This is a genomic window from Streptococcus sp. 151470009-6, from assembly GCF_053628175.1.
The window spans coordinates 423,552-446,413 of record NZ_JBSEZF010000001.1 but is presented as its reverse complement, the minus strand read 5'-3'; the positions used below and the strand labels follow the sequence as shown (position 1 = coordinate 446,413).

The 22,862-nt window shown below is 39.5% G+C and carries 23 protein-coding genes; 18 read left to right on the top strand and 5 right to left on the bottom strand.

The window, feature by feature from the left end; all coding sequences use genetic code 11:
- Positions 1-126 precede the first annotated feature (126 nt).
- The 18 genes from ACUW6H_RS02270 to ACUW6H_RS02185 all read left to right on the top strand — a co-directional run bounded on the left by ACUW6H_RS02270 (position 127) and on the right by ACUW6H_RS02185 (position 16,558).
- Entirely contained in the window at positions 127-1,041 is a 915-nt protein-coding gene (locus ACUW6H_RS02270) for a peptidase (RefSeq protein ID WP_454360728.1), read from the top strand.
- Positions 1,042-1,166: 125 nt separating this feature from the next.
- Complete coding sequence (locus ACUW6H_RS02265; protein WP_454360726.1) at positions 1,167-1,709, top strand: ClbS/DfsB family four-helix bundle protein; 543 nt, start codon at positions 1,167-1,169, stop codon at positions 1,707-1,709.
- Between the two features lie 283 nt (positions 1,710-1,992).
- Positions 1,993-2,496, top strand: coding sequence for a hypothetical protein (locus ACUW6H_RS02260; RefSeq protein ID WP_096407138.1), 504 nt, complete (start codon positions 1,993-1,995; stop codon positions 2,494-2,496).
- A 23-nt stretch (positions 2,497-2,519) separates the two neighbouring features.
- Positions 2,520-2,951 (top strand): hypothetical protein, encoded by a 432-nt coding sequence (locus ACUW6H_RS02255; protein ID WP_454360724.1) that lies wholly within the window; start codon positions 2,520-2,522, stop codon positions 2,949-2,951.
- Between the two features lie 196 nt (positions 2,952-3,147).
- Positions 3,148-3,465: an Imm40 family immunity protein gene (imm40, locus tag ACUW6H_RS02250; protein ID WP_096407141.1), complete on the top strand. Its 318-nt coding sequence runs from the start codon at positions 3,148-3,150 to the stop codon at positions 3,463-3,465.
- A gap of 155 nt (positions 3,466-3,620) precedes the next feature.
- Positions 3,621-4,043: an SMI1/KNR4 family protein gene (locus ACUW6H_RS02245; protein ID WP_096407143.1), complete on the top strand. Its 423-nt coding sequence runs from the start codon at positions 3,621-3,623 to the stop codon at positions 4,041-4,043.
- 143 nt (positions 4,044-4,186) lie between these two features.
- On the top strand, positions 4,187-4,879 hold the full coding sequence (locus tag ACUW6H_RS02240) for a YjjG family noncanonical pyrimidine nucleotidase (RefSeq protein WP_454360721.1): 693 nt from the start codon (positions 4,187-4,189) through the stop codon (positions 4,877-4,879).
- A gap of 23 nt (positions 4,880-4,902) precedes the next feature.
- Positions 4,903-5,196: a hypothetical protein gene (locus ACUW6H_RS02235; protein ID WP_454360719.1), complete on the top strand. Its 294-nt coding sequence runs from the start codon at positions 4,903-4,905 to the stop codon at positions 5,194-5,196.
- Positions 5,197-5,318: 122 nt separating this feature from the next.
- Positions 5,319-6,074, top strand: coding sequence for a DUF4336 domain-containing protein (locus tag ACUW6H_RS02230; RefSeq protein WP_454360717.1), 756 nt, complete (start codon positions 5,319-5,321; stop codon positions 6,072-6,074).
- An 11-nt stretch (positions 6,075-6,085) separates the two neighbouring features.
- On the top strand, positions 6,086-6,739 hold the full coding sequence (locus ACUW6H_RS02225; RefSeq protein WP_454360715.1) for a uracil-DNA glycosylase: 654 nt from the start codon (positions 6,086-6,088) through the stop codon (positions 6,737-6,739).
- Between the two features lie 9 nt (positions 6,740-6,748).
- Positions 6,749-7,213 (top strand): NUDIX hydrolase, encoded by a 465-nt coding sequence (locus tag ACUW6H_RS02220; protein WP_001135757.1) that lies wholly within the window; start codon positions 6,749-6,751, stop codon positions 7,211-7,213.
- A 12-nt stretch (positions 7,214-7,225) separates the two neighbouring features.
- Positions 7,226-8,494 (top strand): dihydroorotase, encoded by a 1,269-nt coding sequence (locus tag ACUW6H_RS02215; protein ID WP_454360712.1) that lies wholly within the window; start codon positions 7,226-7,228, stop codon positions 8,492-8,494.
- A gap of 41 nt (positions 8,495-8,535) precedes the next feature.
- Positions 8,536-9,876, top strand: a complete 1,341-nt coding sequence (locus tag ACUW6H_RS02210) for an MATE family efflux transporter (protein WP_454360710.1) — start codon at positions 8,536-8,538, stop codon at positions 9,874-9,876.
- Positions 9,877-10,053: 177 nt separating this feature from the next.
- Positions 10,054-11,022: a thiamine pyrophosphate-dependent dehydrogenase E1 component subunit alpha gene (locus ACUW6H_RS02205; protein ID WP_454360708.1), complete on the top strand. Its 969-nt coding sequence runs from the start codon at positions 10,054-10,056 to the stop codon at positions 11,020-11,022.
- A 16-nt stretch (positions 11,023-11,038) separates the two neighbouring features.
- Positions 11,039-12,031, top strand: a complete 993-nt coding sequence (locus tag ACUW6H_RS02200; protein ID WP_000448724.1) for an alpha-ketoacid dehydrogenase subunit beta — start codon at positions 11,039-11,041, stop codon at positions 12,029-12,031.
- Positions 12,032-12,716: 685 nt separating this feature from the next.
- On the top strand, positions 12,717-13,760 hold the full coding sequence (locus tag ACUW6H_RS02195; protein ID WP_125391733.1) for a dihydrolipoamide acetyltransferase: 1,044 nt from the start codon (positions 12,717-12,719) through the stop codon (positions 13,758-13,760).
- A gap of 45 nt (positions 13,761-13,805) precedes the next feature.
- The gene (lpdA, locus tag ACUW6H_RS02190) at positions 13,806-15,509 is read left to right on the top strand and encodes a dihydrolipoyl dehydrogenase (protein ID WP_454360646.1); all 1,704 of its coding nucleotides are present in this window, start codon (positions 13,806-13,808) and stop codon (positions 15,507-15,509) included.
- Between the two features lie 59 nt (positions 15,510-15,568).
- The gene (locus tag ACUW6H_RS02185) at positions 15,569-16,558 is read left to right on the top strand and encodes a lipoate--protein ligase (RefSeq protein ID WP_096407170.1); all 990 of its coding nucleotides are present in this window, start codon (positions 15,569-15,571) and stop codon (positions 16,556-16,558) included.
- A gap of 76 nt (positions 16,559-16,634) precedes the next feature.
- On the opposite strand, the gene xerS is transcribed toward ACUW6H_RS02185, so the two are convergent.
- From xerS to ACUW6H_RS02160, 5 genes are all read right to left on the bottom strand, one after another.
- On the bottom strand, positions 16,635-17,705 hold the full coding sequence (xerS, locus tag ACUW6H_RS02180) for a tyrosine recombinase XerS (RefSeq protein ID WP_096407173.1): 1,071 nt from the start codon (positions 17,703-17,705) through the stop codon (positions 16,635-16,637).
- 576 nt (positions 17,706-18,281) lie between these two features.
- A complete protein-coding gene (locus ACUW6H_RS02175) occupies positions 18,282-19,832 on the bottom strand; it encodes a chloride channel protein (protein ID WP_454360643.1) in 1,551 nt (516 codons plus the stop codon).
- Between the two features lie 16 nt (positions 19,833-19,848).
- A complete protein-coding gene (locus ACUW6H_RS02170) occupies positions 19,849-20,628 on the bottom strand; it encodes a ribonuclease HII (protein ID WP_454360641.1) in 780 nt (259 codons plus the stop codon).
- Positions 20,615-21,466, bottom strand: coding sequence for a ribosome biogenesis GTPase YlqF (ylqF, locus tag ACUW6H_RS02165; RefSeq protein WP_454360639.1), 852 nt, complete (start codon positions 21,464-21,466; stop codon positions 20,615-20,617). Before ylqF ends, ACUW6H_RS02170 begins: the two co-directional genes overlap by 14 nt.
- A gap of 204 nt (positions 21,467-21,670) precedes the next feature.
- On the bottom strand, positions 21,671-22,849 hold the full coding sequence (locus ACUW6H_RS02160; protein WP_454360637.1) for a hypothetical protein: 1,179 nt from the start codon (positions 22,847-22,849) through the stop codon (positions 21,671-21,673).
- Positions 22,850-22,862: the final 13 nt, after the last annotated feature.

Genomic DNA, 22,862 nt, shown 5'->3' with positions numbered 1-22,862 from the left:
AGAGTTTTTAATTGTTGACATTCATGTCCGTAAATCACAAATACCATATTTTTTGTTTGGATTTTATGGGGCATGAGTATCGTTTTCTCGGTATAATAGTCCCATAGAAGATAAGGAGGCATGAATATGCAGATGTATTTTGGAGATGTGTCACTTTGCTATAGCTATTCATTAGCAATGGCACTAGAAACCTATGGTTATGACTTTAAAGCAGACTTTTTAGAGGCAATTATGGTGATGGGAAATGGCGCTAGTATCGTAAAGGAAGATGAGCAGCACCCTCTAGTATTCTTTGATAATGGAATGCCAGACCTTTCCATCTCTCATTCCTTAAAAATACTAGGGTTTGACTATGAGGATTTCTATCTAAAGAATGGATTGGAAGTAGATTTGGAAGAGATTAAAGGAAAGTTGGAAACATTTCTGTCCAATGGACCTGTCGTACTGGGACCTCTTGATATGGGGCATTTGACTTACAATCCCAATCACACAATTCTTTATGGTGTGGATCACTTTGTAACTGTGTATGCTCATGATGGTCAGTATCTCTATTTGCATGATCCAGCTGGTTTTGCCTGTATGAAGGTTGCTTTTAATGACATTTTAGAAGCTTGGAAGGCGGAGTCTATTGACTATAAGCGTGGTTCTTATTCCATGTGGGGAAATTTTAAGAAGGTCAAGAGTCCTAGTCAGACTGAAATCTATCAGGAAACGGCAAGGATTATGAAGAACCGATATCTGAATGGTCAAAGTGGTGTTTTGGAATGTTATGCAAAAGCAGTTGCTGAAAATGGCTTAAATACCGAGCAAAAACAATTGCATCAGTATTTCAGCTTTAAACTTGCTGCTGTTCGAAATCTCTATCTCAGTAAATTCTTAAAGGACCATGATCCCGAAGGTGCAGGATTAAAAGAGAAATTAGCTACTTTATTTGGCCAAGCCCATCTTTCATGTTTAAAAGAAGATTACCAAGAACTAGCCCACTTGCTCTATCAGATAGCAGAAGTAGATGGTCGCTTTAGAGATTTATATGTAAACTAGTGACTATAAGCATAAAAAATAGTTCGTAAAAGCAGTTCTTCGTAAAATGAAGAACTGCTTTTTGATTATGGTATAATGAAGTAAGAAAATACCTTAACCTAATTGAAAATGAAGGGAGAACGTCTATGCCTAGACCAAAAACAAAAGAGGAATTAGTGCTAGCCTCTAAGGAAAACTATGAAAAACTTAATCTCTTAATTTCTCAGTTAAGTGAAGAGGAGCTACAGACTCCTTTTGATTTTTCAAAAGACCAAAAGAAAAAAGAAGCTCACTGGAAAAGAGATAAAAATCTACGGGATGTTCTGATCCATCTCTATGAATGGCAGCAGTTACTTTTGACTTGGGTATATTCTAATCAAACAGGTCATGAGAGACCTTTTCTCCCTGAGCCTTATAATTGGAAAACTTATGGGGAAATGAATGTCGCTTTTTGGAAGAAGCACCAGAGAACGTCCTTAGAAGAAGCGACCAAACTCCTCAATCAATCGCATAAAGAGGTTTTAGAGTTGATGGAAGGCTTCAGCAGTGACGAATTGTTCACAAAAGGTGTCTATAAGTGGACGGGAGGAACAAGTCTAGGCTCCTACTTTGTGAGTGCCACTTCCAGTCACTATGATTGGGCTCTGAAAAAACTCAAAGCTCATCAGAGAAATTGTAAGAATAGCTAGTTGAAGTGCTATTGAAATTCACCAAAGGTTCTTCTAAGCTTCGAATAGCTTCATTCTCGTGATTTTAAAGCTATTCTGGCTTTAGAATCCTTCAAAAATTAAAATTTAAGGCTATCATAGACTTAGAATAGCCCTAAAACATTTATTTTAATGTAATTCTAAACTTAGAATTACAATGATATTAAAGTAATAGAGCTGCTCGATGCTTAGAATGCCTTGATTCTGAGAAATCTTGACTATAAACTGATTCGAATGTTTTTTTCTGATATAGGATGATAGATAGATGGGTGAGATAATGAACATGCAAAAAGAGAAAGTTAGAAAAGAGTTGGTGTCCCTCTGTTTGGGAGAGTTCACAGCCGTCCTATCCTTTTGGTTTTGTTTTTTCCTTTTGAAAAATCGGCTTACTGATTGGAATAGTCTAGTAACCGCTCTCTATCCTTTGTCTTTACTGACATTTATTTTGCTTCAAGGTTCAATCTATTGGGCAATTTTGATTAGAAGACTGTCGAATCCCCAGTTTGGAAGTAGAAATGTTCCCAAACTATATGGTGGTTTCAGAATACTAGACCTTGTTTTACTTATTTTAGGCTTTCCTTTTATTGTATGGAATACACAGAGTTTCCAAGTGGCTACTATAGCCACACTAATACAGCTTTTTGCCCTTATCGAATGGGTTAATTATTTCCTTGTACGCCTATCTTATAGTTTGAACCCACTTGTTTTATGGAAACGAATTACTAAGGGAAAACTTGAAAAAAGCAGAATAGCCAAGGAGTTGGGGTAGAGGGAATGAATGGAGGAAATATCTTGGATAATATAATTCTACGGACTGAGTGGTTCGATGAAACAGAAAGATTTTGTGAAATAAGACTGGATTGTGAGACAAAATATCTAACAATTTATCAAGTATGCTACATTTTTGAAGAGAAGATGAGCAAGGTATATATTGCTATGGATGAATATATAAAAAATCCTCATCAAATGAAAGAGATTATTTTTCGAGACGATAGTGAGGGGGGAAGTGGGTATTTTAGTTTCTTACTAACTCCTATCAATTTAAAAGAAGAATTAAAAGTTGAAGTAAACATGGAAATTGCTGATAATGAAAACAGCTTGCATCGTTGCAAATTCTTTATAAATACTCGATTGGAAAATTTAAAGTATTTCAGAAACAATTTACCTAGAATATTTTCGAAAAACTCTAATAGAGAAATTAAATTGCATCCATATTTGCAGTAGAATTGAAAAATTTATAAGATTTTAGAGATAAATATTAAAAAAATTATTTAAAAAGAGACATCATATGAAATAGTTTAATTCAAACTTTGGAGATTATAAATGAGAACTATTATTTTACAAATATATTATAAAAACATTGAACTGATTAGAGAGTGCCAACTTATTCTCATTGAAAGCAAAATAGGAGTCCAATCATATGAAACTAGATAAATTTAATTTTGAAAATAGAGGTCAGTCGCTAGCAGAATTGGGTGTTGCAAGTTATGCATATACATATCAAGATATGTTGGCCTATATAGACTGGATAGAGTTGAAAAAGTTTATGATTCTTGGTGGCGATGTCTATGTAGAAGGAGATCGGGGACTTGAGTTGACTTATGATAGCTGGTATTATTCTCCTAGAGATAATGATAGAGACTTACTCCAGTCAATTTCTGTAGCAAAAGATTATATCAACCAGTATGTAGATAGCAATGGAAAACATTTTTATTTTACAGTAGTTACTTCAGCATAGATGGAAATGATAGTCAAAAAGAATTGCTCAGTGTAAATAGAAATCATAAATATAAGTAAGATAGGAAATGGATCAATCGTAGTGAATTTAAGTCATGGAGAGGAAATTATTGGGAAAATAGAACTAGAGATTTTAATGATAAAATGAGGTGAAAGATGATTGTTGAATTGAAGAAAAAGATTGCTTCTAGCGAGGGTATAGATTTTGCACCATTTGGAAAGGGGATTTCTGATGAATTGATTATAAAAGCTGAGAAAAGATTAAATTTTACTTTTCCTGAAACATATAAGTGGTGGCTGAAAAATTATATGGGGGGAGAGATTTATGGAGAAGAAATATTTAGTATTTATGGATTAGATTTTGATACTGTTGTAGGAGGCGATCTTGTTTATATAAACGAGCTGAATCGAAAAGAAGGGTTCAGTAATTCTGAGCAATTAGTTATTTGTGAATGTGGTGATGGCATGTTCTATTTTCAAAATCAGGACGGTCTGACCAATGAATTACCTGTTTTTAAAGATGGAGAATACTATGCGGATAATTTTATAGAATTTCTACTAAAAAGAATAGACGAGTAGTATTAATAACCTATCCAGATGCAATAGAACCATATATATAACTCTCGAAGAAGGATTTCTGATTTCTTAGAGAGTTTTGTGTTTACGTATTTTCATTTATGCTATAATGTTCTTAATGAATTTTCAGAAAGGAAAACTTCAAATTGCCCTACAAATTTTTACTTTTTGATCTTGACCACACCTTGCTTGATTTTGATGCTGCTGAGGATGTGGCTCTGACACAACTTCTAAAAGAAGAAGGAGTTGCGGATATCCAAGCCTATAAAGACTATTACGTTCCTATGAACAAGGCTCTCTGGAAGAACTTGGAGCAAAAGAAAATCAGTAAACAAGAGCTGGTTATCACGCGCTTTTCACGTTTGTTTGCTCATTTTGGACTGGAGAAAGACGGTACTTTACTTGCCCAGCGTTACCAGTTTTTTCTAGCCCAGCAGGGACAAACCCTTTCGGGAGCTCATGAACTTTTGGACAGTCTCATTGAGCGTGATTATGAACTGTACGCTGCGACAAATGGCATCACTGCCATTCAGACAGGGCGCTTGGCTCAATCAGGTCTGGCTCCCTATTTCAATCAAGTTTTCATCTCCGAGCAATTACAAACTCAAAAACCTGATGCACTATTCTATGAAAAAATTGGTCAGCAGATTACTGGATTTGATAAAGAAAAGACCCTGATGATTGGAGATTCCCTAACAGCTGATATTCAAGGTGGCAATAATGCTGGTATCGACACTATCTGGTACAATCCTCATCATCTGGAAAATAAGACACAAGCTCAGCCGACTTACGAAGTCAATTCTTATCAAGACTTACTGGATTGTTTGGATACTATCTAGTGCTTTTCCTAAGAGGTGTAGATATGGAAACTAAAATCATTGAAGAGATTGACAACTTACTAACCCTCATCGAGCAGTATCAGTTAGAAGGCGTGAATGCTCAAGTGAATTCGTTAAAAGAGTTAAAGTATTTCATAAGCAATCATATAGAACTAAGTACTCGAGAGAAGATGAATATCCACTATTCACTCTTTCTCCCTAGGGGTGGTTTATCTGAGCTCTACTATATGGACGCTAATCTTGAACGGATGATGTCAGTAAATAATCAACTTTCCTATGCTATTGATACAATCGAAAAGTTTCTAATAGCTGATTGATACTGTAAATACTAATGTCCAGTACTAGGATGAATAACAGTATATATAAGAACTGTAAAAAGTGGTTTCCATAGCCACTTTTTGCTATAATAGAGGCAGTAAAAATGAAGGAATAGTAAACGATGTCAAGACCAGAACTTTCTCTTTATGAACCATTGTATACACTAAAGGAAGTTGATCAAAATATCTGGATAGTAGACGGTGATTTGATTCAAATGGATATGAAGGTCTTCAAACTACCTTTTCAGACACGTATGACGGTGATAAAGTTAAAGGATGGAAAACTCTGGATTCATTCTCCTATTGCGCCAAATGAGGAGCTCTTTACTGAACTGGACGCTTTGGGAAGAGTCGCTTACCTGATTTCTCCAAATAAGATTCACTACGCCTATATTGCAGATTGGAAAAAAAGATATCCTCATGCGCAAACATGGTCTAGTCCAGGAGTTGAAGAGAGAGCGAAAAGTCAGAATGTCAAGGTGGTATTCGATGCTCCCTTAACAGATAAGGCTCCTTACCTATGGTCTGATGAGATTGATCAGCTTATTTTTAAGGGAAGTTCTGTTATTGAAGAAGTGGTGTTTTTTCATAAATCGACTAAAACACTCATTGTAACGGACCTTATAGAGAATTTTGAACCGGAAAAGATAGCTAGTCCAATCCGAAGAAAAATCTATCGTTTAGCCCGTGTAACAGCTCCTGATGGACAAACTCCTATCGATTATAGGATGACTTTTTTTAGAAGACAAATAGAGGCAAAGGTTTCTTTTTCTCGTATGTTAAACTGGAAACTGGATAAAATCATACTTGCACATGGTTTATGCTTTTTTAAAAATGGTACGGATGAATTAAGACGTGCTTTTAGATGGATACGATAAAGGAGAGAAAGATGCAACACTCATCTTGGCATGCTTTGATTAAGGAGCAATTACCTGAGGGGTATTTCGGGAAAATCAATCAATTTATGGATCAGGTCTATGCTCAGGGAACTGTATACCCACCCAAGGAAAAAGTTTTTCAGGCTCTATTGACTACACCGCTTGAAGGAGTTAAGGTGGTGATTCTAGGGCAAGACCCTTATCACGGGCCAGGTCAAGCGCAGGGTTTGAGTTTTTCTGTACCTGATGCTATTCCAGCGCCACCGTCCTTGCAAAATATCTTGAAAGAATTGTCAGATGACATCGGAGCTAAGAAGTCCCATGATTTAACGTCTTGGGCTGAGCAAGGAGTCTTACTTCTCAATGCTTGCTTGACGGTTCCTGCTGGTCAGGCCAATGGTCATGCTGGGCAGATTTGGGAGCCTTTTACGGATGCTGTGATTCAGGTTGTCAATAATCTAGACAGACCTGTAGTCTTTGTGCTCTGGGGTGCTTATGCACGCAAGAAGAAGGCCTTGGTTACCAATCCTCACCACTTGATTATCGAATCAGCCCATCCTAGTCCGTTATCGGTTTATAGAGGATTTTGGGGTTCCAAGCCTTTTTCAAAGGCTAATGCATTCTTAAGAGAGACAGGACAAGAGCCAATCGATTGGCTTAGATAAGGAGAAAATATGCCTCAGTTAGCGACGATTTGCTACATTGATAACGGAAAAGAACTACTCATGCTCCATCGCAATAAAAAGCCCAATGATGTCCATGCTGGCAAATGGATTGGTGTGGGTGGTAAGCTAGAGCGAGGAGAGACGCCTCAGGAATGCGCGGCGCGTGAAATCCTCGAAGAAACAGGTCTAAAAGCCAAGCCTGTGCTAAAAGGCGTTATCACTTTTCCTGAATTTACGCCAGATTTAGACTGGTACACTTATGTTTTTAAGGTTACAGAGTTTGAGGGTGAGTTGATTGACTGCAATGAAGGAACCTTAGAATGGGTTCCCTATGATGAGGTCTTAAGCAAGCCGACTTGGGAAGGTGACCACACCTTTGTTGAGTGGCTCTTAGAGGATAAACCCTTCTTTTCAGCTAAGTTTGTTTATGATGGGGATAAATTGTTGGATACCCAAGTTGATTTCTATGAATAAAGGAGAAAGCAGATGCTACTAATCAAAAATGGTCGTGTAATGGATCCCAAGTCTGGTTTGGATCAAGTCTGTGATGTTTTGGTCGAAGATGGAAAAATTGTCAAAATTGCGCCTGAAATTAAGGAAGAAGGAGCAGAGCTAATTGATGCTACTGGTCTAGTAGTTGCTCCTGGCTTGGTCGATATCCATGTTCATTTCCGTGAACCAGGTCAAACCCACAAGGAAGATATTCATACCGGTGCCCTAGCTGCAGCAGCGGGTGGTTTTACAACAGTTGTCATGATGGCTAATACCAGTCCAACCATTTCGGATGTAGAGACTCTTCAAGAAGTTCTCCAATCTGCTGCCAAGGAACAAATCAATGTCAAGACGGTTGCGACCATTACTAAGAATTTTAATGGCCAAGATTTGACTGACTTTAAGGCGCTTTTAGAAGCAGGTGCGGTTGGTTTCTCAGATGACGGTATTCCACTTGAAAGCAGCAAGGTGGTTAAGGAAGCCATGGAAGAAGCCAAAAAACTCAATACCTTTATCAGCCTTCACGAGGAAGATCCAGGTTTGAACGGCATTCTTGGGTTTAACGAAAATATTGCTAAAGAACATTTCCATATTTGTGGTGCGACAGGGGTGGCAGAATACGCCATGATTGCGCGTGATGTTATGATTGCCTATGCAACCAAGGCTCATGTTCATATCCAGCATTTGTCTAAGGAAGAAAGTGTCAAGGTAGTGGAATTCGCTCAAGGTTTGGGAGCACAAGTCACAGCAGAAGTAGCTCCACAGCATTTCTCTAAGACGGAAGCTCTCCTTTTGACACAAGGAAGCAATGCCAAAATGAATCCTCCGCTTCGTTTGGAATCAGACCGTCGAGCCGTTATCGAAGGTCTCAAGTCAGGTGTTATCACAGTTATCGCAACGGACCACGCGCCTCACCATGCAGATGAGAAAAATGTAGAAGATATCACCAAAGCGCCATCTGGTATGACTGGCTTAGAAACCTCTCTTTCTCTTGGTTTGACTTATTTAGTAGATGCTGGCGAGCTAAGCTTGATGGAATTGCTTGAAAAAATGACTGTTAATCCAGCCAAACTTTACAACTTTGAAGCAGGTTACTTGGCTGAGAATGGTCCAGCGGATATCACTATCTTTGACGCTAAGGTTGACCGCCTTGTGGACTCCCATTTTGCTTCAAAAGCAGCAAATTCACCATTTATCGGTGAAACCCTAAAAGGGCAGGTCAAATATACCATCTGCAAGGGACAAATTGTCTACCAAAACTAGATGGGATTCTGCTCTATAAACTATAAGAATAGAGAGCGTATATGTATCGAACCCATCAATTTAAAGATAAGTTTATTTTATTTCTTAAGATATTTTTTCCTATCCTGATTTATCAGTTTGCCAATTATTCTGCCTCTTTTGTCGATACAACCATGACGGGGCAGTACAATACCATGGACTTGGCTGGCGTTTCAACTGCAACGAGTCTATGGAATCCTTTCTTTACTTTTTTGACAGGGATTGTTTCGGCTATGGTTCCAATCATAGGCCATCATCTTGGACGAGGTAAAAAGGAAGAAGTAGCATCGGATTTTTACCAATTTATCTACTTGGCTTTCGGACTGTCTTTGGTCTTGCTTAGCATGGTAGTATTCTTAGCGCCCCCTGTCTTAAATCATATCGGCTTAGAAAATCAAGTGGCAGCTGTTTCGGTTTCTTATCTTTGGTACTTGTCTATCGGAATTATTCCCTTGCTGCTTTTCAGTGTTATCCGATCGCTACTTGATTCACTCGGTCTGACCAAGCTATCTATGTATCTCATGCTCTTATTACTACCTTTAAATTGTGGATTTAACTATTTGTTAATTTACGGTGCCTTTGGGTTTCCAGAGTTAGGGGGAGCAGGAGCAGGGCTAGGAACTTCGTTAGCTTATTGGTGCCTCCTTGGAATCTCTGTCATCATTCTTTTAAAGCAGAAAAAGTTAAAAGAGTTTCATTTGGAAAAACCATTTCCGCTTGATCTAGTGAAGATCAAAGAAGGGATTCGTTTGGGTTTACCAATCGGTGGTACTGTATTTGCTGAGGTGATTATTTTTTCAGTCGTTGGTTTGATTATGGCTAAATTTTCGTCTATGATTATTGCCAGCCACCAGTCAGCCATGAACTTCTCAACTCTCATGTATGCCTTTCCAGTGAGCATTTCTTCTGCTATGGCAATAGTGGTTTCTTATGAGGTTGGGGCTAAGCGTTTTGATGATGCCAAGACCTATATCAAAATTGGTCGTTGGATAGCGTTGATATTTGCAGGTTTTACCTTAAGCTTTCTCTATATCTTGAGAGATGCCGTAGCCAGTTTATATGGAAATAATCCAGACTTCATTAAACTAACATCTACCTTCCTAACTTATAGTCTATTTTTCCAGTTAGCTGACACTGTTGCAGCTCCTTTGCAAGGAATTCTCAGAGGTTACAAGGACACGGTTGTTCCCTTTTATCTTGGAGTCATTGCTTACTGGGCTGTGTCCATTCCATTAGGTTTATTCTTAGACCAAGTAACAACTTTGGGAGCCTATTCTTACTGGATTGGTTTAATAGCGAGTTTAGTCGTTAGTGCTATCCTCTATCAATGGCGCTTGCAAACGATCATGAAAAAAACCAACTAATTTTTGGAAAATAAATTGAAAACAAGTTTGTGAAAAAAATATTCTAATTAAAGAAAACCCTGTTTCGTCGGGGATTTCTTTTTTGTGTTTTGTGAATTTTTCTTAACAAATACTTTGACAGCTTATACTAAAAAAGGTAAAATAGTAAGGTAAGAACAATGTTAGAAAGGCAAGATTATGTCAACTTTAGATAAAAATCTTTTGCTAGAGATGTTCCGTAAGATGGAAGAAATCCGTCGCATGGACTTAAAAATCGCTCAGTTAGTGAAAAAGGGGAAAGTTCCCGGTATGACTCACTTTTCTGTCGGAGAAGAAGCTGCTAACGTCGGAGCGATGCTGGCCCTCAATCCAGATGATTTGATCACCTCAAACCACCGTGGCCATGGGCAGGCTATTGCCAAAGGAATTGACCTCAACGGAATGATGGCTGAAATCCTTGGGAAATACACTGGAACCTGTAAAGGAAAAGGTGGTTCCATGCATATTGCTGACCTTGATGCTGGTAACCTCGGTGCCAATGGTATCGTAGGTGGTGGTATGGGAATCGCTGTTGGTGCAGCCCTCAGTCAGCAAATGCAAAACACTGGAAAAATCGTCGTTTGCTTCTTTGGAGATGGCGCGACCAACGAAGGTGTCTTCCACGAAGCAGTGAACATGGCTTCTATCTGGAACCTTCCAGTCATTTTCTATTGCATTAACAACGGTTATGGAATCTCTGCGGACATCAAAAAAATGACCAATGTAGAACATATTCATCACCGTAGCGCAGCTTATGGAATTCCTGGAATGTTTATTGAAGATGGAAACAACGTCATCGACGTTTATGAAGGATTTAAGAAAGCCGTAGACCATGTTCGTGGTGGCAATGGTCCAGTATTGATTGAAAGTGTCACTTACCGCTGGCTTGGTCACTCATCATCAGACCCTGGTAAATATCGTACTCGCGAAGAAGTGGAATTGTGGAAACAAAAAGACCCAATTGAAAACTTCCGCAATTACCTTATTGAAAATAACATTGCTAGCGCTGAAGAATTGGAAGAAATCCAAGCACAAGTCAAGGAAGCAGTAGAAGCTTCTGTTAAATTTGCTGAGGAAAGCCCATTCCCACCGCTTGAATCCGCATTTGAAGATATTTACGCAGACTAAGGAGAAAGAGATAAAAATGGAAACAAAAACAATGTCCTTCCGTGACACCATTATCCTTGCTATGTCTGAGGAAATGCGTCGCGATGAAAATGTGTTCTTGATGGGAGAAGACGTCGGTGTCTTCGGAGGAGACTTCGGAACTTCTGTTGGAATGCTTGAAGAATTTGGCCCAGAACGTGTCCGTGACTGTCCGATTTCTGAAGCTGCTATCTCTGGAGCGGCAGCGGGAGCAGCCATGACGGGACTTCGTCCAATCGTCGATATGACCTTCATGGACTTCTCGGTTATTGCCATGGACAATATCGTCAACCAAGCTGCTAAAACACGTTATATGTTTGGTGGTAAAGGTCAGGTTCCAATGACTGTCCGTTGTGCAGCTGGTAACGGAGTTGGTTCTGCGGCTCAGCACTCGCAATCCCTAGAGTCTTGGTTTACTCACATTCCTGGACTTAAGGTTGTGGCGCCTGGTACGCCTGCTGACATGAAAGGACTGCTCAAGTCTTCTATCCGTGATAACAACCCAGTTATCATTCTTGAGTACAAGTCAGAATTTAACCAAAAAGGGGAAGTGCCAGTTGATCCAGACTATACAATCCCACTTGGAGTTGGGGAAATCAAACGCCAAGGTACAGATGTAACAGTTGTTACTTACGGAAAAATGCTTCGACGTGTGGTTCAAGCTGCTGAAGAATTGGCAGAAGAAGGCATTTCGGTTGAAATTGTTGACCCACGTACCCTTGTACCGCTTGATAAGGATATCATCATTAACTCAGTGAAGAAGACTGGTAAGGTTGTTCTGGTCAACGACGCCCACAAAACAAGTGGCTATATCGGTGAAATTTCAGCTATTATTTCAGAATCAGAAGCATTTGACTATCTAGATGCACCAATCCGCCGTTGCGCAGGAGAAGATGTGCCAATGCCTTACGCACAAAACCTAGAAAATGCAATGATTCCAACAGTTGAAAGCATCAAAGATGCAATCCGTAAAACCTATAACAAAGAATAAAACTACATAAGATAAATTATGTAAACAATTGTTCTTTTTAACTTTAACAACTTGAGATACATTTCGTATCCAACTTATTTGCAAAGTTGCGACAGGCGGGAGTCGAATCGATACTATTCGACGAACGACTTAGTAAGTCTACTAGGTTGACCGCCTAATAGCGGTAACCGTAGCAACTTGAGATACGTTTTGTATCTAAGTTATTTGTAAAGTTGCGACAGGCGGGAGTCGAATCGATACTATTCGACGAACGACTTAGTAAGTCTACTAGGTTGACCGCCTAATAGCGGTAACCGTAGTAACTTGAGACACGTTTCGTGTCCAAGTTACTTGTAGAGTTGAACACGGGCTAAAAGCTCGGAAAAAAGATAAATCTTCTTGGCTTCATCGAAGTCTGCGTTGATTTCCTATTTTTCGGTCGCTTTTAAACGCCCTTAGTATCATGTAATTGAATTCGGACGGAGGTCTGCGAAAAAAAAAGATAGATTTTCTTGTGTTCATCGAACACATCGTCAATCTCCTATTTTTTCATTGCCCTCTGCGTCCTTAATATCTTAAATTAGAGCACGGGCTAAAAGCTCGGAAAAAAGATAAATCTCCTTGACTTCATCGAAGTCTGCGTAGATTTCCTATTTTTCGGTCGCTTTTAAACGCCCTTTGCATCATAAATAGAATTGGAGAGGTCATGGCTGATGACAAGCTAAGAGCGACTCCTGCGGCTAGAAAGTTAGCGGATGATCTAGGTATCAACCTCTACGACGTTTCTGGCTCAGGTGCAAACGGTCGTGTCCACAAAGAAGACGTGGAAACTTATAAAGACACAAATGTGGTTCGCATTTCGCCACTTGCAAAACGAATTGCCCTTGAACATAACATTGCTTGGCAGGAAATCCAAGGAACAGGTCACCGTGGTAAAATCATGAAGAAGGACGTTTTGGCCTTACTTCCTGAAAATATCGAAAACGACACCATCAAGTCTCCTGCTCAAATCGAAAAAGTGGAAGAAGTTCCAGACAATATCACTCCTTATGGTGAGATTGAGCGTATTCCAATGACACCAATGCGTAAGGTTATCGCGCAACGTATGGTTGAATCTTACCTAACTGCGCCAACTTTCACACTCAACTATGAAGTTGATATGACTGAAATGCTGGCCCTTCGTAAGAAGGTTCTTGAGCCAATTATGGAAGCGACTGGTAAGAAGACTACTGTAACAGACCTTCTTTCACTCGCTGTTGTGAAAACATTGATGAAACACCCATACATCAACGCTTCATTGACCGAAGACGGCAAGACCATTATCACTCATAACTATGTCAACCTTGCGATGGCGGTTGGGATGGATAACGGATTGATGACACCTGTTGTCTATAATGCTGAAAAAATGAGTTTGTCAGAGTTGGTTGTTGCCTTTAAGGATGTAATTGGTCGTACCTTGGATGGTAAATTGGCTCCAAGCGAACTGCAAAATTCAACCTTCACAATTAGTAACTTGGGAATGTTTGGCGTTCAGTCCTTTGGTCCGATTATTAACCAACCAAACTCAGCTATCCTCGGGGTTAGCTCAACAGTTGAAAAACCTGTAGTTGTCAATGGTGAGATTGTCATTCGCCCTATCATGAGCCTTGGATTAACCATTGACCACCGTGTTGTAGATGGTATGGCTGGTGCTAAGTTTATGAAAGACTTGAAAACCTTAATTGAGAACCCAATCTCAATGTTGGTTTAAAAATACAGTATTTATTTTTAGAGATATAGATAAAGGAAGTAAGACATGGCCTTAGAAGTAATTATGCCAAAAGCCGGCGTGGATATGACAGAAGGACAAATCGTCCAATGGAATAAAAAAGTCGGAGAATTTGTAAAAGAAGGAGAAATCCTTTTGGAAATCATGACTGACAAAGTCAGCATGGAATTGGAAGCCGAAGAAGATGGATACTTGATTGCCATCCTCAAAGGAGATGGTGAAACTGTCCCTGTAACGGAAGTTATCGGTTACCTTGGTGAAGAAGGGGAAAACATCCCAACAGCTGGAGCGGCTGCTCCAGAAGCTAGCCCAGCGCCTGCAGTTAGTGCCTCAAACGACGATGGCAAGAGCGATGATGCCTTTGATATCGTTGTGATTGGTGGAGGTCCTGCTGGATATGTAGCAGCCATTAAAGCTGCCCAACTTGGTGGTAAGGTTGCCCTTGTTGAAAAATCTGAACTCGGTGGAACCTGCTTGAACCGTGGCTGTATTCCAACCAAGACCTACCTTCACAATGCTGAAATCATCGAAAACATCGGTCATGCAGCAAACCGTGGTATCGTCATCGAAAATCCAAACTTCACTGTTGATATGGACAAACTTTTAGAAACTAAATCTAAAGTTGTCAATACCTTGGTAGGTGGTGTTGCGGGTCTTCTTCGTAGCTACGGAGTTACTGTTCATAAGGGTGTTGGTACAATCACTAAAGACAAGAATGTCTTGGTAGATGGTTCTGAATTGCTTGAAACCAAGAAAATCATCCTTGCTGGTGGTTCAAAAGTCAGCAAGATCAACGTTCCTGGTATGGAATCATCACTCGTGATGACAAGTGACGATATCCTTGAAATGAATGAAGTTCCAGAAAGCCTCGTAATCATCGGTGGTGGTGTTGTCGGTATCGAACTCGGTCAGGCCTTCATGACATTTGGTTCAAAAGTAACTGTTATCGAAATGATGGACCGTATCGTTCCAGCTATGGATGCGGAAGTTTCTAAGAATCTTCGCTTGATTTTGGAACGCAAAGGTATGACTATCTTAACAAGTACAAAATTGCAAGAAATCATCGAAGAAAATGGTCAACTTCGTATCAAGGTTGAAGGAAAAGACGATATCATCGCAAGCAAAGCTCTTCTTTCAATCGGTCGTGTGCCAGACCTTGAAGGTATTGGCGATGTTGAGTTTGAATTGGATCGTGGACGTATCAAGGTCAACGAATACATGGAAACTTCTGTTCCAGGAGTCTACGCACCAGGTGATATCAATGGTACTAAGATGTTGGCGCACGCAGCTTTCCGCATGGGTGAAGTTGCCGCTGAAAATGCCCTCAAAGGAAATCATGCTGTTGCCAAATTGAACTTGACTCCTGCAGCCATCTATACTCTTCCTGAAGTAGCAGCAGTAGGTTTGACTGAAGAACAAGCACGTGAGAAATACGATGTAGCCATCGGTAAATTCAACTTTGCTGCCAACGGTCGTGCCATTGCATCAGATGCGGCTCAAGGTTTCGTTAAAGTTATTGCTGATAAGAAATACGGAGAAATCCTTGGTGTGCACATCATTGGTCCTGCAGCCGCAGAATTGATCAACGAAGCATCAAGCATTATCGAAATGGAAATCACTGTTGAAGAAATGCTGAAGACTATCCACGGACACCCAACCTACTCTGAAGTGATGTACGAAGCATTTGCGGATGTTCTAGGAATGGCTATCCATTCACCTAAGAAAAAATAAAACGAAGATAGACTAGGCTGGAAAGATGTTTTCCAGTCTCTATCGTATAAAGGGATATCATGAAATATATTATCAATCATTCAAACGACACTGCTTTTAATATCGCCTTGGAAGAATATGCCTTTAAACACTTACTAGATGAGGATCAAATCTTCCTTCTTTGGATTAACAAACCTTCTATCATTGTTGGTCGTCACCAGAATACTATTGAAGAAATTAACCGTGATTATGTTCGAGATAATGGTATTGAGGTAGTCCGCCGTATCAGTGGTGGTGGAGCTGTTTATCACGATTTAAATAACCTCAACTACACGATCATCTCAAAAGAAGATGAAAACCGCGCCTTTGACTTTAAGAGTTTTTCAACTCCGGTAATCAATACCTTGGCTCAACTTGGTGTTAAAGCTGAATTTACAGGTCGTAATGACCTTGAGATTGACGGTAAGAAATTCTGTGGAAATGCCCAAGCCTATATCAATGGACGTATCATGCACCACGGTTGCTTGCTCTTTGACGTTGATCTGTCAGTCCTTGCTAACGCCCTCAAGGTTTCAAAAGACAAATTTGAGTCAAAAGGTGTGAAATCCGTCCGTGCTCGTGTAACCAATATTGTCAATGAATTACCAGAAAAAATCACAGTTGAGGAATTCCGTGATTTGCTATTGGAATACATGAAAAAAGAGTACCCAGAGATGACTGAATACGTCTTTTCAGAAGAAGAATTGGCGGAAATCAATCGTATCAAGGATACAAAGTTTGGTACTTGGGACTGGAACTACGGTAAATCACCTGAATTTAACATCCGTCGTGGAACAAAATTCACTAGTGGTAAAGTAGAAGTCTTTGCCAATGTTCTCGAATCAAAAATCCAAGACATCAAGATTTATGGTGACTTCTTTGGTATCGAGGACGTTGCTGCAGTAGAAGATGTCCTCCGTGGAGTGAAATACGAACGCGAGGATGTTCTTAAAGCACTAGAAACTATTGACATCACACGCTACTTTGCTGGTATCAGCCGTGAAGAAATCGCTGAAGCAGTAGTGGGATAAAAAGAAAAAAGAAGTTGCATATTTTAGCAACTTCTTTTTTTGAGATTAAATTTACATAATTATTATTACGCAACAATCATAAGCTGTCCAAAGCATTCTTTTGTTCATCATTTACGATATGGGTATAGAGGTCAGTGACTTGCGTGCTGGCATGTCCTAATTGGTGGCTGACCAAAACTTGCGATTTAGTTGCATCATAGAGTCTGGTTGCTAAGGTATGGCGGAGTTTGTGGGGAGTTACACGGACTTTAAAGTCCTCAGAGTACTTAGCAACCATCTTTTCAACGCTAGAAGCATCAATACGATTGGGAACGCCACGGTATAAGGTCAGAAAGAGTGCTGTATCCGTCTTTTCCGTCTTATAACGTTGATTTCGAATGGCTAGATAATTCTCTAGGTAAGGCTTAGCAAAGGCAGCGACATTGACCGAGTCACGTTTGCCACCTTTTCGAGTGACATCAATGACCATCATTTTGAGATTGAGATCTCTTAGATCCAGATTAACAGCTTCAGATAAGCGGACACCTGAGGCCAAGAGAAGGGCGATAATGGCCAAATCACGCTCTTTATTTTTATTGAATGATGAGAGAGCTCGATTAGAAAGTTGGTGAGGGTACTCTTGGTCGATATAAGTTAGAAAACCCTCTGTTTCATCACCTAAAAAGAGTTTTTGCTTGATGTTTTCAGCTCTGGCCGCAAGTGTTTCTTTCTTTTTCTTGGTTGAAACTTTCTTCATTACATTACGATAGAAATAGGGCTCTCCTTGGTCGTTTTCAACTTCCTCAGTTAAATATTTGTAAAGACTGGAAAGTGCTGACAAGGTCCGATTGATAGTTGTCTGTGAAACGCCCTGTTTGGTTGTATTAGCATTCAGCAAAGGTCGTTCTCTTAGATATAGGATAAAGGATTCCATATCTTTCTTTGACATGTTTTCCAAGACCGATAAAGGAATATCGGCCATTTTATCTGCGTTTGAAATCCCAGACTCTAAAACCCAGCTGAAAAATCGATCGTATTCCTTGAGGTATTCATACAAGGTTGTAAAACTATATGGGACAGCAAGCTTTGATTGGTAGTATTCCAGAACATACCAGGGCATGATTTGTTTTAGTTTGTCTATTCGTTCCAGTAAAATCTCACGTTTCATCTATTTTCTCCATAATTAAGTCTACTAGTAGTATAGCATAGACTTATATATTTTTCAAGAAAATTATAGTTTTTCGGAAAGATGATATATGTGTTTGGTGAAATTCTTGATTGCGCCCCTTGATAACCAAAAATTTTTTTAGAGCCAATTATCTTCAATTATGTACTTTATTTAAGTGAATACTGGAAATTTTTCAAATGTTCATTTTAGTGTTAGTGAAAATGACTATTACCAAAAACCTAAACCTTGATTGTTCAAGATTTTTAGGCTTACAAGGAGTTTAATAAAGGTCGAAATTGTATTTTACATATCTAAGCCGCTAGATCAAAAAATGTACTTTATCTTTCCTTAAAATAAAGTACATTTTTTAGAGTGTGTACATTACGCCTTAAATTTAGCAAACCAAGGGTTCATCTACTGTCTAGGGAAAAGTACAAAAATTTAAGTTTTTAAAATAAAACAAAGACTTGGTTCTGTTTTTCATAAGAACCAAGTCTTTTGTGTATGATATGAATCTACAAAATTTCCACGCTTTTTATATTACATAATAAAAATTATGTAATATACATTCTTAATCTACAACAATAAATCTTTTACTTTTCCAATTTCACTTTTTGGAATAACTAGATGAATCATATCGCCCAGATACATCCTGGTTGAGCCATTAACTGTTTGGCTTTTACCATTATGGACTTGGGTGGTGATGAGTACATTTTGTGGTAAGTTGAGTTCATGGACTTGTTTTCCAGCTATTCTATCTGAAACAGGGATTTCGATAAGAGTTACTTCTCCGTCGTCTGTCACTTCTTCTGGCAGCATTTTCTCAAGCATGGCCTCGTATACTGGGGCACCCTTTAGTAAATCCATGATAATGTAGGCTACCAAGGTAACAAGTCCGAGAGGCATGAGATTTCGGATGTCACCAACCATTTCGGTTACAAGGATCATGGCTGTTAGGGGGGCCTTGGATATTGCTCCAAAGTAGCCACTCATTCCTAAAATGATAAATATTGGAAATTGTTCCTGACTGATAAGTCCAAGATTAACACAAATGACGCCAATTAGGGCACCAAGTAAGGAACCAAGGGCCAGAATTGGTAGGAAAATTCCACCTGGTAGTCCACTACCATAACTCATCATACTCCAAATAAAACGAATGAGGAAGTAGGCAAGTAAGACTTGAAAACTAAAGTGTTGCTCAGTTAAAGAAAGAACGATTTGATTCCCACCACCGAGAATTTGAGGTAAGAAAATTCCGACTGGTATGATAAGGATAAATGCTAGGATTGGATAATAAGCTTTATCCAAATGGATTTTTTGACCAAGCCATTCATAAATTTGACCAACATTGAGTACCGCTTTCTCATAGAGAAAACCAGAAAGCCCGAGAAAAACTCCCATAACCAGGTAAATCCAATACTGGTCTAGGGTCATGAGAGGAATATTGTCCGGCATATCTAGTACGGGTGTTAGGCCAAATATGAGTAGTGAGACAAAGTTTGCTACAATACTGGCTGCTAGAGTGGAAACCCAGAAAAATCTTGAAAAGTGATGATAGACTTCTTCTACTACAAAGAGAAGGCCTGCTATTGGGGCGTTAAAAGCTGCAGCTAAACCAGCGGCTGCTCCACTAGCAATTAAGGAACGTTCCTCAACTGGACTCGATTTGAGCCATTTAGCAATTCCCTTACCTCCAACTGCTCCAAGTTGAATACTCGGGCCTTCCCTACCTAGCATGAGTCCGCTGGCAATTGCTAGGGTGCCTAAAACATATTTCTTCCAGAGAACACTCCACCAATTAAGCGACATGAGTCCTTTTAATTCGGCCTCAACTTGTGGGATTCCTGAGCCTTTGATATCTTTCTCTGACCGAGTTAGTTTCGCACTGAGCCAGCAGATGAGTATGTAAAATAAAACAAGGACAAAAAGATTGCGCACTAGGTGCGCTTGATCTTGATAGAGGCCTTGTATTAGGTGGAAGCCCTTTTCAATTAAGAAACGAAAAGATCCAACGATTAGCCCGACAACTAGCCCGACGATGATTCCCCGCCCAACTTGGGATAATATGGTACTTGAAGCAAAGGCAAATTCTTTCTTGGAACGGAGTATTTCTGACTGTTTTTCCATAATCATTTCCTCCAACTTAACTTTCTTTGTTTGCTGCGACTAGTGATTTTATCGGTTCAAAACTGGTTCGATGAATTGGGGTGACTCCTAGTTTATCAAGACCTTCTAAGTGTTTTGCCGTTCCATATCCAGCATTGGCAGCGAAATCATATCCAGGATACTGGTTGTCATAATCCTTCATTAGATTATCCCTTGTCACTTTGGCAACTATGGATGCAGCTGCGATAGAGAGCGAGTTGGCATCTCCCTTGATGATGGCTGTTTGGGAAATCGGTAAATCAAGCTGCATGGCATCAATCAAGAGGTGCTCAGGTTGGGGACTGAGCTGAGAGATTGCTTCTATCATAGCAAGCTTGGTTGCTTCATAGATATTGACTTGGTCAATAACTTGATTATCCATAATTCCAATGCCGACTGCCAGAGCTTGGTCTTGAACGGCTTGAAAAATTTCCAAATGTTTCTTTTTGGGGATTTTTTTACTATCATTGAGGCCTCTGATTTTACAATTTTTAGGCAAGATTACCGCTGCAGCGACTACAGGTCCAGCAAGAGGACCACGGCCGACCTCGTCAACGCCTGCTATTAAGCTTAATCCTTGTATATAAAGTTCTTTTTCATAGGAAAGCATGTTTTCTAGACGAAGATTTTCCTCAAGTTCAGCCTGAATGGCTTTTTTTCGCTTGGTGATTTCCTTTTGAACTCCAGTTCGGCTATCTTTTTCCAGTTCAAGAAAAAGGGGATTGTCTAAGTCTTGGACAGTAGCAAGAAGTTCTCTGATTTCTTTAATCGTCGTCATCGATGTCGTCCAATATATCTAAGGTATAGTTACCGAGTTTTCCATCACGAACTTCCTTGACGAAGAGGCTGTAAAAACGGTCGTAGTCGTCTCGGAAACCGAGGGCACGTGTCATATCCATGATGATAACAGGAGCTTCTTCATCAATTTTCATTTGTTTGAAGCGTTCAGCTAGCTTATCTGGATAATGTTTTTTGAAATAATTGAGACCAAAAATGGTGACTTCATCCATGGGAAGCAACTGGTCTTTAATAGCTCCAGTTAGGGCTAGTTTCAGTGCGACAGCATCATCTTCAAACTTAGGCCAAAGAATCCCTGGTGTGTCTAGAATTTCAAGGTCTTTATTGGTTTTCAGCCATTGTTGCCCCTTGGTAACACCTGGTTTATTGCCGACCACCGCAATCTTTTTCCCAGCCAAACGGTTCATCAGGGTTGATTTGCCAGCATTTGGAATTCCGATAATCATGGTACGCAAGGTTTCAATTTTTATACCGCGTTCTTTCTGGCGTGCAATCTTATCAGCCATAAGCTTTTTGGCTGCATCTGTCACAACTTTTACGGTAACTTGCTCTTTGGAGTTGATTGCCAGAGTTTGAATTCCTTGTGATTCAAAGTAGTGACGCCATTCTTTTGTCATTGCTGGATCAGCCAGATCAGCCTTATTTAAGATCAAGAGTTTGGGTTTATCACCCACAATCTTGTTTAGCATAGGATTCTGACTAGATAAAGGTAGGCGAGCATCCACCAAAATCGTCACAAAATCAATAAATTTTAAATTCTCCTGAACTTGTCGCCGAGCCTTAGACATGTGGCCCGGAAACCATTGAATTGTAGCCATAATAATTCCCCTTCCGACTAAAAAAAACGTGATAAAAACGTTTTCTTTCTTACCATCTATTCTATCATAAATGAACCCTCTTTGCATAGGCTTTTGTCTACAAAAATGAGTATATATAGTAAAAATGTTTGCATAAATAATGTATTGTTATATCAAAGTACGAGAAAAATACCTATCAAGTCATATTAATGATAGGTGTTTTTCTTATAAGACTATTCTTGAGAGAAAAGGGCAGACACAATTTGTGACAATCGTTTCACTCCAGAGAATTTGCGCTGGGGATAAATAATCAGCTCTTAAACATTCTTTTAAAAATTCAGCAGCTTGATCTGGAGCAATCTCAAACTCAAAGGCCTTCATCCTGTAGAAAAAATCGATTAGATGCTCAGTTAAGTAATCTTCTGAAAAGGGCACTTCACCATATTTTCGATACTCCAGCAAGAGTCGAGAGAACCTGGATTTTTCATCTGGTAAATCACGAAAATAAGAATTTATTAGCAAAATTTGTTTTTGCTTTCGTTCAATAGGATCTTGATTTGCAATACGCTGGTCTTTTTCCAGCTCCTCTTGATTTTGTTTAGCCTTGATAGCTCGTTCTTCTCTATTCTTTCCAAAAAGAATTTTTTCCCATTTTCGTTCTTCTGGTGTGAGAGTTTCTGTAAAGCCAAAGTAATCTTGATAGGCTCGTTCTGCAGGCCCCATAGCAAGAATGAGGTTGTCAGCGTATTGCTTGGCGATTTTATCTCTTTTCTTGCGTTCTTTCTCTGCCTGAATCCGTAAATGCTGCTCGTAGTCGATTTTCTCCTTACCTAGCTTGATAAGGTATAGTTGATCATCAGTCTTTCCAAGTAGAAAGGGTTTGATACACTTTTCAAGGACTTCTTCCAAACGCGCCTTCTTCTTTGGTTCTGCCTTGGTCCAACTTCCACCTTGAAAGACTTCTAGGAAAAGCTGGTAATCTTTCTCAGGTGCAAATTGATTGCCACGATTGGCTTTGAAAACACCTTTTTCCCAAAACCATTTTAGAAGTCGTTCGTCAAAATCGCTTTTATTGACCTTGATTTTTTCCTTTTTCTTAACTTTTCTAGTCAGATTTTCAAGCTTTCTGAGAAGTTTTTCTTCCTCTTCTAGTTGCTGGTCAAGACTTAATCGATGAAAATGGCGAACACAGTCACTGCCGATAGGAAAGAGACGTTGTCCTGTGACATTGTTAAAGAGTTCGTAAGCATATTTAATGGCATTTCCGCAGATACAATTGCTACGCCCAATGCCATTAAAAATCAAGGAAACTTCATTCCATTCCTTGGTAGCTTGATCCCAAGTATCGGCTTTTGAAGCCTGTAAAACCGCATCGTGTAGGGATTTTCTAACTGGAAGTGGCATGAGGTTTCCTTTC